Below are 13214 nucleotides of genomic sequence, written 5' to 3'. Positions count from 1 at the left end.
GGGGAAATCCATGCCGGCACGACGCGAGACGGAAGTCGCCGCTGACAGGGCTGAGATGATCCAGTGGCTGTTCGAGAACAGCCGCGATCTCATGCACGTGGCCGATCCCGACGGCCGCCTGCAGCTGGTCAATCCGGCCTGGCCGCGCGTCACCGGCTGGGCCGAGGACGAGCTGATCGGCCGGGCGGTGATCGACTTCTTCCATCCCGACGACCACGCCGACATCCGCGCCCGGCTGGCCGAGGTGATCCCGGGCTCGGTCTCGCAGACCGAGCGTCGCATCCGGCTGAGGGCCGGCGGCTGGCTGTGGGTTTCGGTGCGCAGCCAGCGGATGGCCGACGGGCTGCACATCGTCACCCTGCGCGACGCCACCGAGGACCGCGCCCGGGCGGAGGAGCTGAAGGAGGCCCGCCGCACCCGCAAGATGCTGGGGACCTCGGCGGGCATCGGGACCTGGTCCTACGAGCCGTCGGAAGACGCCATCACCTGGTCCGACGAGCTGCTGACGCTGACCGGCTTCGCCCGCGAGCAGGCGATGACGCCGAAGGAATTCGGCGCCCTGCTGCATCCCAGCGAACGCGCGGCCGTCCTGGCCGGATTCCGCCATGCCGCGACCACCGGCGAGCCCGGGCGCCTGGAGCACCGGATGCTGGCCGGTGACCGCTGGATCACCCTGCGCGCCACCTTCCACACCGAGCCCCGCGCGGGCGGGCTGTTCGCCCTGAAGGGCCTGTCGCAGGACATCACCGAACTGGCCGAGGCCCGCGACGCCGCGCGGCTGGGCGAGCAGCGCATGCGCCAGGCCCGGCGCGAGGCCCTGGCCAATGCCCGGCGCCTGAAGCTGGCGCTGCGGGCGGCCGAGGCCGGGGTCTACGAGATCGACCACGTCAACAAGACCTTCTGGGCTTCCCCGGAATTCAAGAAGCTCACCGGCCAGGGCGCCACCAGCTACGATAAGGCCACCGAGCTGCGCTACCCGGGCTTCCATCCCGACGACCTGGATCACGTCCGCGAGTCCTTCCGCGCCCTGCACGGCGGCGCCAAACAGTCCGGCGAGGCGTTCGAGGCGCGGATCGTCAAGCCGGACGGCGAAGAGCGCTGGGTGCGGGTGCTGCACCACCTGCGGGTGACCCGCAACGGCCGCTGGCTGAAGGCGGTGGGCCTGATCCACGACTTCGACGCCCGCAAGCGCCAGGAGCTGGCCCTGGTCGAGGCCCAGCAGGCGGCCGAGGCGGCCAGCGAGGCCAAGGCCGCCTTCCTCGCCAACATGAGCCACGAGATCCGCACGCCGATGAACGGCGTGATGGGCGTGCTGCACCTGCTGAAGACCGAGGATCTCTCGCAGGACGGCCGCGACATGCTGGAAGAGGCGCTGTCCTGCGGCCACATGCTGGCCGAGCTGCTCAACGACGTCATCGACTTCTCGAAGATCGAGGCCGGCTGCCTGGAGCTCGCCCTGGAGCCGGTGGATCCCAGGGCGCTAGTGGAAGGCGTGGCGCGGCTGCTCCGCCCGCAGGCCGAGGCCAAGGCGCTGAAGCTGATCGTCGAGGCCGATCCCGCGCAGGGCTGGGTGCGGGCCGACCCGGTGCGCGTGCGCCAGGCGCTGTTCAACCTGATCGGCAACGCCGTGAAGTTCACCGAGCGCGGCGGCGTCGTGGTCCGCTGCCGCCCGTCGACGAGGCCGGGCATGCTGCGCTTCGAAGTGCAGGACACCGGCGTCGGCATCCCGATCGAGGCGCAGCCGCGGATCTTCCAGCGCTTCGACCAGGGCGACGCCTCGACCACCCGCAAGTTCGGCGGCTCGGGCCTGGGGCTGGCGATCACCAAGCGGCTGGCCGAGATCATGGGCGGCGACGTCGGCTTCACCTCCGTGCAGGGCGAGGGCTCGACCTTCTGGCTGGAGTTCATGGCCGAGCCGGCCCAGGCCCTGGCCCCGCAGGCCGAGTGCGTCGCGCCGATCCTGGAGGGGCTGCGGGTGCTGGTGGTCGAGGACAACGCCACCAACCGGATGATCGCCACCAAGCTGCTCGAGCAGCTGGGCGCCTCGGTGGAGACCGCCGCCGACGGCTATCTCGGCGTCGAGGCGGCCGCCCGCGGCGGCTTCGACCTGATCCTGATGGACGTGCAGATGCCGGGCATCGACGGCCTGGAAGCGGCCCGCCGCGTCCGCGCGCTCGGCGGCGCGGTGGCGCGCACCCCGATCGTGGCGCTGACCGCCAACGTGCTCTCCCACCAGCGCGGCGCCTACCTCGAAGCCGGCATGGACGGCGTGGTCGGCAAGCCGATCTCGCCCACAGCCCTGATCAGCGAGATCGCCCGGCTGGACGCGGGCGCCGAGGACATCGCCGACGACTCCGGCGACGACTGCGCCGAACACGCCGCCGCCTGAGCGTCGCGCCTTTCAACGCCTTGCGAAGCGGTGTTAGAGCTTGCGCAAATCGGGGAAGGAACAAGCATGGCGGAGATCGCCGCGGAAACCGCCGGCGCGCCGGTCGCAAAGGCCGTCGGCCTGCGCACCGTGGTGGCGGCCTCGGCCGCCGGGACCACCTTCGAGTGGTACGACTTCTTCGTCTTCGGCAGCCTGACCCAGGTCATCTCCAAGACCTTCTTCTCCGGGCTTCCGGAGACCGCCGGCTACATCGCCGCGCTGGCGCTGTTCGGCACCGGCTTCGCCTTCCGCCCGCTGGGCGCGCTGGTGTTCGGCCGGATCGGCGACCGGGTCGGGCGCAAGGGCGCCTTCCTGGTCACCGTGGTGCTGATGGGCGGGGCGACTGTGGCCATCGGCGTGCTGCCCAGCTACGCCCAGGCCGGGATCATCGCGCCGGCGCTGCTGGTGCTGATGCGGATCGTGCAGGGCTTCGCGCTCGGCGGCGAATACGGCGGGGCCGCGATCTACGTCGCCGAGCATGCGCCGCCGGGCGCCCGCGGCCGCTCGACCAGCTGGGTGCAGTCCTCCGCCGCCTTCGGCCTGTTCTCCGCCCTGCTCGTGATCCTGGCGACCCGGGTGGTGGTGGGCCACGCCTTCGGGCCGACGGCCTTCGACGCCTGGGGCTGGCGCGTGCCGTTCCTGTTCTCGGCCGGCCTCCTGGCGGTGTCGATCTTCATGCGCCTGAAGCTCTCCGAGAGCCCGGCCTTCGCCAAGATGAAGGCTGAGGGCGAGGGCTCCAAGGCGCCGTTCGCCGAGGCCTTCGGCCAGTGGGCGAACCTCAAGGTGGTGCTGCTGGCGCTGGTGGCGATCATGTTCGCCCAGGGCGCGGTCTGGTACACCACCTTCTTCTACATCCAGACCTTCATGGAGAAATTCCTGAAGGTCGACCCCGCCATCATCAACTGGCTGATGGTCGCCGCCACCGCCGTCAGCGCGGTGGGCTATGTGGCGTTCGGCGCGCTCTCCGACCGGGTCGGCCGCAAGCCGGTGATGCTGTTCGGCATGACGTTGATGCTGATCGCCTACTTCCCCGGCTTCCACATGCTGACCAAGACGCTGAACCCGGCGCTGTCGGAGGCCGAGGCGCGCACCCCCATCGTGGTGGTCGCCGATCCCGCCGACTGCAGCCTGCAGTTCGATCCCGTCGGCAAGGCCAGCTTCACCTCCTCCTGCGACATCGCCAAGAGCACGCTGGCCAACGCCGGGGTCTCCTACCGCAACGAGGCCGGACCGGCCGGCGCGCCCGCCGTGGTGCGGATCGGCGCCAACGCCATCGCCACGCCCAGCGCCTCGGGCCTGCCCAAGGACGTCGCCAAGGCGGTGAAGACCGCGGGCGAAGGCCGCATCAAGGCCGGTCTGTCCGGCGCCGGCTATCCGGCCAAGGCCGATCCGGCGCGGATCAACTATCTGGGCGCGTTCGGCGTGCTGGTGCTGTTCGTGGTCGCCGCCGCCGCCCTCTACGGGCCGATGGCCGCCTGCCTGGTGGAGCTGTTCCCGACCCGGATCCGCTACACGGCCATGTCGCTGCCCTACAACATCGGCACCGGCTGGGTGGGCGGCTTCGTGCCCTTCACCGCCTTCGCCATCGTCACCGCGGTGGGCAACATCTATTCGGGCCTCTGGTACCCGTTCGGCTTCACCCTGATCGCGGTGGTGGTCTGCCTGCTGTTCCTGCCGGAGACCAAGGACCGGCCGCTGGACCGCTGACGTACTGGGGTCGTCATCCTCCGGTCGCCGAAGGCGGTCCGGGGGACCCAACCCAGGGTCGATCTTCAGCTGCAGCCGAGCGGCTGCGGGCTGGGTCGCCCGGACGAGCCGGGCGATGACGAGAGCTGGGACAGGCGTTCCGACGCCCGCTGGAAGGCCTCCGTGGCCATCCCGGCGCGGGCGGCGTCCAGCCGGCTTTCAGCGTAGGTCAGCCGGTTCGCCGGGCGCGCGAGGTCGAACTCGCCGACGCCAAGCGCCTGGTGCAGGTCGGCCAGCGCCGGCGACGTGGCCTCCGTCTCCGCTTGGGCCGGCGCGACGGTGCTCAGGAACGACAGGGCGTAGAACAGGTGGTTGACCTGCCGCATCACCAGGAGCCGCGCCCGACCGATCTCGTCCGGGGGCCGGCCGAAGTAGACCCGCAGCAGGGCCTCCTCCTCTTCCGGCGAGGTGGTCAGGAAGTTCGCCAGGCAGGCGAGGTCGACGAACCGGTCCGCCCGGAACGCCGACTCCCAATCCACCAGCCATAGCCGCGCGCCGTCGTAGAGGATGTTGCGCGGATTGAGGTCGTTGTGGCTGGAGACCAGGTCCGCGGGGTCGCTGCGATAGGCGTCGGCCAGCCGCGCGTGCAGCTCGGCGGCGGCCTTGCCGGGCCCGGCCAGACTCCACGCGCCCAGATGCCCGACCATGGCGGCGACGCCGTCCATGTAGTCCACCAGCGGCGGAAAGCCGGGCGTCTCGTGCAGCGCCCGAAGCGTCTGCGCCGCCTCGGTGACCAGGGCGATGCGCGGGCCCGGGTAGTCCAGCGTCAGCGAGCGTTCGGCGATGAACTCCATGATCGCCACGCCATCGTCCGCGTCGGCGTAGCGGACGCGCGGCGCCACGAAGGCGGAGGCTGCGGCGCGCATGCAGGCGTAGCCGCGCACCGGATCGCGGAAGGCGTCGCGGGCGCCCTCGATCCGCAGCAGATAGGGCACGGCGCCGACCCGGATCCGGTAGATCGCCGCGCCGGATAAGCCGCCGGACAGCGGTGCGACGGAGTCGAGGACGTTCGTACCGAACGCCGCCATCAGGGCGCGGTCGACGGCGTCGACCTTGGCTTCGGGAAAGGGACCGGACATGCGCGCCTCCAGCTGCGCGCCTTTTTACCCCGGTAGAATTCCGAGTCAATAATACCCGGATAATATATTAGCCAGCGATCGGCAGGACTTCCGTGTCGACGCCAGCGGCGTCGAGGGCGGCGTGCTCGGCGCGCCAGTGGGTGCCGACGATCAGGCGCGCCACCCGTCGGCCTTGGGCGGCCAGGTCGGCGAGCCGCTCCGAACTCTGCGGGGCCAGGCGCTCGGCGTCGCGGCGGGCCAGGCCCAGCACCTCCTCGTCCGCGTCCGGATCGCAGACCAGCACGTCGGCGGCCGCCAGCGCCCGGGCGGCGCGCAGGGTCAAGAGGTCGGCGGGGCCGCGGGCGTCGATGAACTGCACGAGGCCTGGCGCTGGCGCATCGCTGGCCAGCGCCGCGCGCAGCAGCGACTCGGCGCGCTCCATGTCGCCGGCCATGGCCGCCTCCGCCGCCCGGCCGGTCAGCGCCGCGCGCAGGAAGGCGCGCCGGCGGTGCGGCTCGGGCAGGGCCTGGCGCACCTCGTCCTGCAGGCTGCGGAACAGCGCCGCCACCCGGCCGGCGCCTTGCGGCACGCGGGCCTCGATGTCGTGGCGCAGCAGGGTGGCCAGCATCGGCGAGGCGCCGCCGGTGCCGATCGCCGCCACCACCTCGCCGCGGTCGATCACGGCGGGGGTGGTGAAGTCGCAGAGCGCCGGGCGGTCGACGACGTTGACCGGCACGTGCGCCGCCCGCGCCGCCGCCGCCGCGCCCTCAGCGAACACGTCGTCGGCCGAGGCGACGAAGGCCAGGGCCGCGCCGGCGTAGGCGCTGGCGTCCAGGGCTGCGTCGCCCTCGAGCCGGACAATGCGCGCCGGCGAGCCCTCGAACAGCCGCGCCTTGACCGCCGCCGCCTCGCCCGCGCCGGCGATCACCACCGTTCGGCCGGCGAGCGGGAAGAAGGCGGGAAAGGCGTCCATGCCGCCAGGCGCTACTTCAGGGTCTTCAGGTAGTCGATGATCGCCGCGCGGTTTTCGTCGGAGGGCACCGAGATCGGCATCTTCGTGCCGGGCGCGAACGCCGCGGGCGATTTCAGGAAGGCGTCGAGGTTGGCCGCGGTCCAGGTCCCCGCCTTGCCCTTCAGGGCCGGGGAGTAGGTGAAGTCGGCGGCCGAGGCGATCTTGCGCCCGACGACGCCGGTCAGCGACGGCGCCATGGCGGTGCTGGCGGCCTGGTGGCACATCTTGCACTGCATGGCGAAAAGCTGGCCGCCGTCGGCGGCGAAGGCCGGGCCGGCGAGGCTGAGGGCCAGGACGGCGGCTGCGGCGGCGTAGCGGACCATGCGGATCTCCTGAAATTCGTCGACGAAGGCTTAGCGGGACTTCAGCTGCGCCGCCACAGGCCGCGCATTTACCGGGCGGTCTGAACGGCGTTAGGATGGTCTATTGATGGTTCGAAGGATCGGGCGATGGCGACCACTCTGGATGTGAACGGCAAGGCCTATCAGGTGAAGGCCACGCCGGAGACGCCCCTGTTGTGGGTGCTGCGCGATGAACTGGGGCTGACCGGCTCCAAGTACGGCTGCGGCGTCGGCCAGTGCGGCGCCTGCACGGTGCAGATGGACGGCCAGCCGATCCGCTCCTGCTCGACCCCGATCTCGGTGGTCGGCGCGGCCAAGATCACCACCGTCGAAAGCTTCGGGGGAAACCACCCCCTGCAGGTGGCCTGGGTGAAGCACGACGTGCCGCAGTGCGGCTACTGCCAGTCCGGCCAGCTGATGAGCGCCGCGGCCCTGCTGGCCCAGAACCCCAAGCCCTCGGACGACGAGATCGCCGCGGCCATGGACGGCAACATCTGCCGCTGCGGCACCTACCAGCGCATCCGCGCCGCCATCAAGGAGGCCGCCGGCCTGCCGCCGGTGACGGTCACCGCGCCCACCCTGCCCCTGCCGCAAGCCTGAGGAGCGCGACCATGAACAAGCCCCTGAAGGCCATCGACGTCTCGAAATCCCGCGGCAAGACCCGCCGCGAAGCCCTGGCTGTCGGCGCGACCGTGGCCGGCGGCGCCCTGCTGGTCGGCTGTTCGCCGCACCTGATGGGCGACGTGCTGAGCCTCGGCGCGAAGACCGACTTCGGCCCGTTCGGGCCGTTCCTGAAGTTCTCGCCCGACGGCTGGGTGACGGTGATGTCCAAGCACATCGAGTTCGGCCAGGGCAACCACGCCGGCCTCGCCGCCCTCGCCGCCGAGGAGCTCGACGCCGACTGGGCCAAGGTCCGCGTCGCCTTCGCGCCGGCTATCGCCAAGGTCTACGCCAACGGGCTGATGGGCGTGCAGGGCACCGGCGGCTCCTCGGCCATCTCCAACTCCTGGACGCAGCTGCGCACCGCCGGCGCCGCCGCGCGCGCGATGTTCGTGCAGGCCGCGGCCAAGACCTGGAACGTGCCGGCCGCCGAGATCACCGTGCAGAACGGCGTCCTGACCCACGCCAAGAGCGGCAAGACCTCCGGCTTCGCCCCGCTGATCGCCGAGGCCGGCAAGATCACCCCGCCGCAGAAGCCGGTGCTGAAGGACCCCAAGACCTTCACCCTGATCGGCACCGACCGGGTGCGGCGCAAGGACAGCCAGTCGAAGAGCGACGGCACCGCGCGCTACACCCAGGACGTCCACCTGCCGAACATGCTGACCGCCATGGTGGCGCACCCGACGCGGTTCGGCGCCAAGGTCGCCTCCTTCGACGACAAGGCGGCCCGCGCGACGCCCGGCGTGGTCGACGTCTTCCAGATCCCCACCGGCGTGGCGGTGGTGGCCGAGACCACCTACGCCGCCCGCCAGGGCCGCGACGCGCTGAAGGTGAACTGGGACGAGTCCAAGGCCGAGAAGCGCGGCTCCGACCAGATCCAGAGCTGGTACGCCGACCTCGCCGCCGGCAAGGGCCAGGCCGGCGACCTCAAGTGGCAGGCGTTCCAGAGCGCCGGCGATGCGGCCAAGGCGGCCGGCGGGACCGCGGCGCTGGAGACCACCTACGACTTCCCCTACCTCGCCCACGCCACGATGGAGCCGCTGAACTGCGTGGCCATCGTCGACGGCAACTCCGCGAAGCTGATCCACGGCTCGCAGATCCCGACCATGGACCAGCTCAACACCGCCAAGATCGTCGGCACGTTGCCGGGCGCGGTCCAGGTGGAGACGCTGTACGCCGGCGGCAGCTTCGGCCGTCGCGCCAACTTCCAGTCGGACTATGTCGCCGAGTGCGTCCACGTCGCCAAGCACGTGGGCAAGGGCCGGCCGGTGAAGCTGATCTGGACCCGCGAGGACGACATGGCCGGCGGCTACTACCGGCCGCTGATCCACCACGCGGTGCGGGTCACCGTCGACCAGGACGGCTACCCGGCCACCTGGCGCCACCGGATCGTCAGCCAGTCGATCATGAAGGGCTCGCCGATGGGCGGCGGCAAGCTGGACGAGACCGCCGTCGAGGGCGCCAAGGGCTCGCCCTACCTGAAGGCGACTCCGGTGGTCGACGCCCAGCTGATGCTGCCCGACGTCGGGGTGCCGGTGCTCTGGTGGCGCTCGGTGGGGGCGACCCACACCGCCTTCGTCATGGAGCACACCATCGACCAGCTGGCGAAGAAGGCCGGCAAGGACCCGGTGGACTACCGCCGTGCGCTCTACACCAAGGCCGGGGCCAACCGGCACCTGGCGGTGCTGAACCTGGCCGCCGAGAAGGCCGGCTGGACGACCCCCGCGCCGGCGGGCTGGACCCGCGGCGTGGCGGTGCACGAAAGCTTCGGCTCGGTGGTCGCCCAGGTCGCCGAGGTGAAGCTGGTGAATGGCCAGCCCAAGGTCGGCCGCGTGGTCACCGCCATCGACTGCGGCACGGCGATCTCGCCCGACCAGATCGCCGCCCAGATGGAAGGCGGCACCTGCTACGGCCTGTCCGGGGCGATGTTCGGCAAGATCACGCTGAAGGACGGCCAGGTGGAGCAGCACAACTTCGACAGCTACCGGGTGCTGCGCCACTCCGAGGCGCCGAGCGTGGAGACCTACATCGTCCCCTCCGCCAACCCGCCCAGCGGCGTCGGCGAGCCCGGCACCCCGGTGATCGGCCCGGCGGTCGCCAACGCCCTCCTCGCCATGGGCCAGGCCCCGACCACCAGCCTGCCGCTGGTGAAGACGTAGAGCGGGCCGTGAAGGGGGACGCCACCCCTCCTCCGCTCATCCCCGCGGAAGCGGGGACCCAGGTTTTTTAGGTTGGGCTTCCACGTCTACATCCTGGCCAGCCAGCGCAACGGCACCCTCTACATCGGGCAGACGGACAGTCTTGGCCGCAGGGTCTTCGAGCACAGGGAGGGCGCCGTCCAGGGCTTCACCGCAACGTACGGCGTGAAGCTGCTGGTCTATTACGAGTACTTTGAAACGCGAGAGGCCGCCTTTGCTCGGGAGCGGGCGATGAAGAAGTGGAATCGCGCCTGGAGATCGAGCTGATCGAACGGTTCAATCCAGGTTGGCGCGATTTGGCGGAGGGTCTTCCGCCGGAATGACAAGCCGGAATGACAAAAAAGCCTGGGTCCCCGCTTTCGCGGGGATGACCGGAGGTGTTGCCTTCAGGCCTTCAGATCGGCCCGCTCGTCGACGTCGAAGAGGACGCCGTCGTCGGGGGCGGGGATGAGGGCGAGGCGGTCGCCGAGGGCTTCCAGCACCGCGCGGGCGCCGGCGTCGCCGGTCAGGGCCAGCAGTTGCGGGAACAGCTCGCGGCCGAGCAGGACGGGGTTGCCGCGGCGGCCCTGGAACACCGGGGCGGCGGCGGGCGCGCCTTCGAGCACGGCCCTGGTCATCGGCGCCAGCACCGCGTGCGGCACCCTCGGCATGTCGCCGAGGAAGACGAAGGCGCCGCCGGCGTCCTGCGGCAGGCTGGCGATCCCGGCCCGCAGCGAGGCGCCCATGCCCTCGGCGTGGTCGGCGGCGTGGACGATGCGCACGCGCGGGTCGAAGTCGCGGGCGACCCCGGCGACCTTCTCGGCCTCAGCGCCGGTCACCACCGTCACCGACCGCACCGGCGCGGCGAAGGCGCTGGCGAGCGCCGCCTCCAGCAGCAGCAGCCCGCCGTTCCACGACGCCATCAGCTTGCCGCCGCCGAACCGCGAGCCCGATCCCGCCGCCAGAACCACCGCTTCCAACGGCCCTACCCCTGTCGCCAAGCCGGCATCCCCTCTATGTTTAGCACCGCATGACACCCTATGACGCCGCATCGCCGCAAGGCCCGGTGGGACTGACGGACGGTTTTGGCCGCACCGTGACCTACCTGCGCGTCTCGGTCACCGACCGCTGCGACCTGCGCTGCGTCTACTGCATGGCCGAGCACATGACCTTCCTGCCGAAGGCGGAGGTGCTGACCCTGGAGGAGCTGGACCGGTTGGCCAGCGCCTTCGTGTCGCTGGGCGTGCGCAAGCTGCGGATCACCGGCGGCGAGCCCTTGGTGCGCAAGGGCGTGATGGGGCTGATCGCCGGCCTCGGCCGGCACCTGAAGACCGGCGCGCTGGACGAACTGACGCTGACCACCAACGGCACCCAGCTCGCGCAGTTCGCGGACCAGCTGGCCGAGGCCGGGGTCAGGCGGATCAACGTCTCGCTCGACACCCTGAAGCCGGAGCTGTTCCGCGCGCTGACCCGCGGCGGCGACCTCGCCAAGGTAGTGGCCGGCATCGAGGCCGCCCAGGCCGCCGGCCTGCGGGTCAAGATCAACGCCGTCGCCCTGAAGGACGACAACGCCGCCGAGCTGCCGGAGCTGATCCGCTGGGCGCATGGGCGCGACCTCGACATGACGCTGATCGAGACCATGCCGATGGGCGAGGTCGAGGCCGACCGCACCGACCAGTACCTGTCGCTGACGGCGTTGCGGGCCGAGCTGGAGAGCTTCTGGACGCTGACCGACCTGCCGCTCTCCACCGGCGGGCCGGCGCGCTATGTGAAGGTGGAGGAGACCGGCGGGCGGCTGGGCTTCATCACCCCGCTCAGCCACAATTTCTGCGAGGCCTGCAACCGCGTGCGGCTGACCTGCACCGGCACCCTGCACACCTGCCTCGGCCAAGAGGACGCCTCCGACCTGCGCGCGGTGATCCGCGGCGGCGCCGACGAGGCCGGCCTGATCGAGGCCATCCGCCACGCCGTCGACGCCAAGCCTAAGGGCCACGACTTCAGGATCGCCCGCGCGGCCGGCCCCTCGGTGGGCCGCCACATGTCGACGACCGGAGGCTAGGGCCGTGGCCCGGGTGCTGCTGTTCGGACCGCTTCGCGACCTCGCCGGCTGGCGCGAGCGCGAGGTGGCGGCGACCTCCCTGGCCGAGCTGCGCAACCGGCTGGCGGGCGAGGACGCGGCGCTCGGCGCGGCGCTGTCCGGCCGCGGCGTCCAGGTCGCGCTCGACCAGGCCATCGTCCGCGGCGACGCGGCGCTGGGCCCGCTGGCCGAGGTGGCCTTCCTGCCGCCGATGAGCGGCGGATGATCCGGCTCACCCAGGACCCGTTCGATCCCGGCGCCCTGCTCTCCGGCTTCTGCCGGGGCCGCGCCGAGGTGGGCGCGGTCGCCACCTTCACCGGCCTGGCTCGCGCCGAGGCCGGCGCCGCCACCGCTCTGGAGCTGGAGGCCTATCCCGGCTTCACCGAGTCCGAGATCGGCCGCATGGCCGAGACGGCGCGCGCCCGGTTCGGGATCGAGGACCTGCTGGTCGTGCACCGCGTGGGGAAGATCGCGCCGGGCGAGCCGATCGTCTTCGTGGCCACCGCCGCGCGCCACCGCCGCGCAGCCTTCGAGGCCTGCGACTACCTGATGGACTATCTGAAGAGCCGCGCCCCCTTCTGGAAGAAGGAGCACGGTCCCGACGGCGCCCGCTGGATCGAGCCCCGCGACCAGGACCACGCCGACATCGCGCGCTGGGAAAAGGAGACCCCTGCATGAACGCCCCTGTGGACGCCCCCGTGCTCAGCCCCGGCGGCCGGATCGACGCCTCGCAGCCGATCAAGCCGGTCCGCATCGCCGTGCTGACGATCTCCGACACCCGCGACGAGGAGAGCGACACCTCCGGCCACGTGCTGGCCGAGCGGGTCAAGGCGGCCGGCCACGAGCTGGTCGACAAGGCCATCGTGCGCGACCACATCCCGGAGATCCGCGACAAGGTCCTGGCCTGGGCGGCCTCCGGCGAGGTCGAGGCGATCATCACCACTGGCGGCACCGGCATCACCGGCCGCGACGTGACCCCGGAGGCGGTCGAGCCGCTGTTCGACAAGAAGATCGACGGCTTCTCGGTGATCTTCCACCTGGTCAGCTACCAGTCGGTGGGCCTGTCGACCCTGCAATCGCGGGCCACGGCCGGGATCGTCATGGGCGTGTTCGTGTTCTGCCTGCCGGGCTCCAACGGCGCGGTGAAGGACGGCTGGGACAAGGTGATCTCCGCCCAGCTCGACAGCCGCCATGGCCCCTGCAACATGGTCGAGCTGATGCCCCGGCTGCTTGAGAGTTGAGCAAGCTCACCCACATCGACGAGACCGGCCGCGCGCGCATGGTCGACGTCTCCGACAAGGCCGACACCGCCCGCGAGGCCGTGGCCGCGGGCTTCGTGCGCATGACGCCGGAGACCCTGGCGCTCGCCCTCTCCGGCGAGGGCAAGAAGGGCGACGTCCGCGCCGTGGCCGAGATCGCCGGCGTCATGGCCGCCAAGAAGACCGCCGACCTGATCCCCATGTGCCACCCGCTGGCGCTCTCCAAGGTCGAGGTGCGGGTCGAGCCGGCCGAGGGGGGGCTGTCGGTCACCGCCCGGGTGAAGACCACCGGCCCCACCGGCGTCGAGATGGAGGCGCTGACCGCGGTCTCCGTGGCCTGCCTGACGCTCTACGACATGCTCAAGGCGGCCGAGAAGGGCATGGTCATCGAGGACATCCGCCTGCTGAGCAAGGTCGGCGGCAAGTCGGGCGACTGGCGCGCGGCCTAGGGTCAGC

The 13214-nt window shown here is 71.4% G+C and carries 14 protein-coding genes; 10 read left to right on the top strand and 4 right to left on the bottom strand.

Annotation, left to right across the window (positions count from 1 at the left end):
* The first annotated feature begins 10 nt into the window (after positions 1 to 10).
* Together DJ021_RS08175 and DJ021_RS08170 are read left to right on the top strand one after the other, a co-directional pair.
* Positions 11 to 2389: a PAS domain-containing hybrid sensor histidine kinase/response regulator gene (locus DJ021_RS08175; RefSeq protein ID WP_165837148.1), complete on the top strand. Its 2379-nt coding sequence runs from the start codon at positions 11 to 13 to the stop codon at positions 2387 to 2389.
* 66 nt (positions 2390 to 2455) lie between these two features.
* Positions 2456 to 4135 (top strand): MFS transporter, encoded by a 1680-nt coding sequence (locus DJ021_RS08170; RefSeq protein ID WP_111457071.1) that lies wholly within the window; start codon positions 2456 to 2458, stop codon positions 4133 to 4135.
* Between the two features lie 65 nt (positions 4136 to 4200).
* Here DJ021_RS08170 and DJ021_RS08165 read toward each other — a convergent pair whose 3' ends face one another.
* The 3 genes from DJ021_RS08165 to DJ021_RS08155 form a co-directional block, all read right to left on the bottom strand.
* Complete coding sequence (locus DJ021_RS08165; RefSeq protein ID WP_111457070.1) at positions 4201 to 5253, bottom strand: phosphotransferase; 1053 nt, start codon at positions 5251 to 5253, stop codon at positions 4201 to 4203.
* Between the two features lie 67 nt (positions 5254 to 5320).
* Positions 5321 to 6205 (bottom strand): NAD(P)-dependent oxidoreductase, encoded by an 885-nt coding sequence (locus DJ021_RS08160; RefSeq protein ID WP_111457069.1) that lies wholly within the window; start codon positions 6203 to 6205, stop codon positions 5321 to 5323.
* A gap of 11 nt (positions 6206 to 6216) precedes the next feature.
* Positions 6217 to 6567: a c-type cytochrome gene (locus tag DJ021_RS08155; RefSeq protein ID WP_111457068.1), complete on the bottom strand. Its 351-nt coding sequence runs from the start codon at positions 6565 to 6567 to the stop codon at positions 6217 to 6219.
* 126 nt (positions 6568 to 6693) lie between these two features.
* On the opposite strand from DJ021_RS08155, the gene DJ021_RS08150 reads away from it, so the two are divergent.
* From DJ021_RS08150 to DJ021_RS08140, 3 genes are all read left to right on the top strand, one after another.
* Entirely contained in the window at positions 6694 to 7185 is a 492-nt protein-coding gene (locus DJ021_RS08150; RefSeq protein WP_111457067.1) for a (2Fe-2S)-binding protein, read from the top strand.
* Between the two features lie 11 nt (positions 7186 to 7196).
* Positions 7197 to 9404: a xanthine dehydrogenase family protein molybdopterin-binding subunit gene (locus DJ021_RS08145; RefSeq protein WP_111457066.1), complete on the top strand. Its 2208-nt coding sequence runs from the start codon at positions 7197 to 7199 to the stop codon at positions 9402 to 9404.
* A gap of 72 nt (positions 9405 to 9476) precedes the next feature.
* Positions 9477 to 9710: a GIY-YIG nuclease family protein gene (locus tag DJ021_RS08140; RefSeq protein WP_424443728.1), complete on the top strand. Its 234-nt coding sequence runs from the start codon at positions 9477 to 9479 to the stop codon at positions 9708 to 9710.
* Positions 9711 to 9829: 119 nt separating this feature from the next.
* On the opposite strand, the gene DJ021_RS08135 is transcribed toward DJ021_RS08140, so the two are convergent.
* Positions 9830 to 10393, bottom strand: coding sequence for a nucleotidyltransferase family protein (locus DJ021_RS08135; protein ID WP_243626127.1), 564 nt, complete (start codon positions 10391 to 10393; stop codon positions 9830 to 9832).
* A 59-nt stretch (positions 10394 to 10452) separates the two neighbouring features.
* On the opposite strand from DJ021_RS08135, the gene moaA reads away from it, so the two are divergent.
* The 5 genes from moaA to moaC are packed head-to-tail and all read left to right on the top strand — an operon-like array spanning position 10453 to position 13207.
* Positions 10453 to 11481 (top strand): GTP 3',8-cyclase MoaA, encoded by a 1029-nt coding sequence (gene moaA / locus DJ021_RS08130; protein ID WP_111457065.1) that lies wholly within the window; start codon positions 10453 to 10455, stop codon positions 11479 to 11481.
* 4 nt (positions 11482 to 11485) lie between these two features.
* Complete coding sequence (locus tag DJ021_RS08125; protein ID WP_111457064.1) at positions 11486 to 11725, top strand: MoaD/ThiS family protein; 240 nt, start codon at positions 11486 to 11488, stop codon at positions 11723 to 11725.
* Positions 11722 to 12177: a molybdenum cofactor biosynthesis protein MoaE gene (locus DJ021_RS08120; RefSeq protein WP_111457063.1), complete on the top strand. Its 456-nt coding sequence runs from the start codon at positions 11722 to 11724 to the stop codon at positions 12175 to 12177. Before DJ021_RS08125 ends, DJ021_RS08120 begins: the two co-directional genes overlap by 4 nt.
* The gene (gene moaB / locus DJ021_RS08115; protein WP_111457062.1) at positions 12174 to 12740 is read left to right on the top strand and encodes a molybdenum cofactor biosynthesis protein B; all 567 of its coding nucleotides are present in this window, start codon (positions 12174 to 12176) and stop codon (positions 12738 to 12740) included. The genes DJ021_RS08120 and moaB overlap by 4 nt, the downstream gene beginning before the upstream one ends.
* On the top strand, positions 12737 to 13207 hold the full coding sequence (moaC, locus tag DJ021_RS08110) for a cyclic pyranopterin monophosphate synthase MoaC (protein ID WP_111457061.1): 471 nt from the start codon (positions 12737 to 12739) through the stop codon (positions 13205 to 13207). Before moaB ends, moaC begins: the two co-directional genes overlap by 4 nt.
* Positions 13208 to 13214: the final 7 nt, after the last annotated feature.

It is taken from the genome of Phenylobacterium hankyongense (assembly GCF_003254505.1).
Lineage (GTDB): Bacteria > Pseudomonadota > Alphaproteobacteria > Caulobacterales > Caulobacteraceae > Phenylobacterium > Phenylobacterium hankyongense.
The sequence above is the reverse complement of the archived record's forward strand: the minus strand, read 5'-3'. Positions and strand labels throughout refer to the sequence as shown.